Raw genomic sequence first — 1683 nt, forward strand, 5'->3', positions numbered from 1 at the left:
CAGGCTCTGCTGTCTGAATGAACAATATTTGTTCGAATGTATGGGGTTGTTCAAAGTATAAACACTGATGCGTCAGCCCTGGGTTCAATTGTTGCTCAGGGATTGTTCCATCTAAAATTGGTTTTGATTCGTCTTTGTCTTTTATGAATTCCAAAAATCCTTTTTCTTCTAATTTTTTTGCTAGCGGGATGTATCGTTTGGCCGCAGCTGTTTTTGTTCCATCAATGTATATCGATTTTGTTTCAAGATTGATATCTTTCTTTGTTATTCTATACAGTTCTGAGTTGCGGCAGCCAGTGTAACACATTAATGTAATGGGCCATTTTGCTTTGTGATTTGTCATGGTACATGATTAATTATTTTGATTACTTCATCTGCGGAATAAGCTCCTCGTGTTGTCTTTGCTTGCTTTTCATATATTTTATATTTTTCTGTGGCGGTTGATACTGGGGACGTGGTTATGTATTCTTTTTCTATGGCAAATTTATATATTTCTTGCAGCCACCCCAAAACCTCTTGAACTGTTCCTTTTGATTTTATTATAGCATCATCCTCTGCAATTTCATCCAATTCTGACGCTATAGAGTTATGCCACTCTTGGGTTTTTGATTTCGCTTTGTTTTCTTTTGTCTTTGCGTGGTATTTGCTACCTGATTGGTTCTCATTAGGCCAGTTAAATAATTGAATTAATGAGTTAAAAATGTAGTCTCTCGGTGTTGATAATATGTTTATGTCACCAGCCACAGCAATAAACTTCATATAGTATTTGTTTTGTCTTTGTAATGTTCTTTCGTTTTCATGACTCAATGATTTAGTTTTAGAGCTTGTAATATAGATGTCTTTTTTATGTTCCACATGTTCTTTGTGTAAATCAGACAATAAGATTGCTTTTGGTTGCTCTGTTTCTTCTATTTCTGCTGCTGATTCCCACGCTGACGTGGTTAATTCAGTATATGCAGAGTTTGCTTGTGTGATGTGCTTTGTTAGTAGTGATTCAATGTTTTTATCTTGGAAAGATAATGTATTGGATTGTATCCTAAGCATGTCTCTATAGGTTCGCCATTGACGTGTTGCTTCTTTTTTAATTTGGTCTTCTGTTTTTAAACCTTGGTCAATAGCTGATATGTTTTTGGATTTTTTCAGGTAGAGCTCTATAAAATTACTTTGTAACTTATAGGCTGTAAGTGGATCATCCAACGCGGCGGCTAGATTGGCGAACTCTTGGATAACTTGTTCTGCTGGAAAAGGGATGCCAGATATTATGGAATGATTACATTCATTTAGTCGTTTATTGAATGATAAAATCATTTTTGATCTTGCATAGTCATCAATTAATTCATCTTCGTTTTTCATTCCTATTAGCCCCCTAACTACTTTTTTCAGATTTTCAATTGAACCTTTCTCGTTGATGCAATCAACTATGAGCGGACTCAAGCGAAGCATTATACTTCTCGCTTTTCTGGTTGAGTCTGTCCTGAGGCTGGTTTTTATCAATTTATTATCACACCAAAACTGAACGTAGAACACGCCTGATCTTCTGGTTGTGTAGGCAGGGCGGGATCGCACTTTGTTAATGAAATTTGAACAGGCTGATCGTCTGTGATCTAATCACGCCTCCATGCAGGAGGCGCACTCTATGACCTTGATTGAACACCTTACCCTTGTCGAAGAAACTCGCTCTGA

The 1683-nt window shown here is 36.7% G+C and carries 2 protein-coding genes; both read right to left on the reverse strand.

Annotation, left to right across the window (positions count from 1 at the left end; genetic code table 11):
- Positions 1-343 (reverse strand): tyrosine-type recombinase/integrase (locus tag ACYVG7_RS10410; protein WP_460883049.1); only part of this gene is annotated, 343 nt, incomplete at its 3' end.
- Positions 340-1353, reverse strand: coding sequence for a hypothetical protein (locus ACYVG7_RS10415; protein ID WP_460883050.1), 1014 nt, complete (start codon positions 1351-1353; stop codon positions 340-342). The genes ACYVG7_RS10410 and ACYVG7_RS10415, both read right to left, overlap by 4 nt.
- Between the last annotated feature and the right edge of the window lie 330 nt (positions 1354-1683).

It is taken from the genome of Pseudaeromonas pectinilytica (assembly GCF_054780855.1).

Bases quoted from the DNA above. Each gene is read 5' to 3' on its own strand.
- ACYVG7_RS10415 (WP_460883050.1), bottom strand. From the start codon at position 1,353: ATGAAAAACGAAGATGAATTAATTGATGACTATGCAAGATCAAAAATG.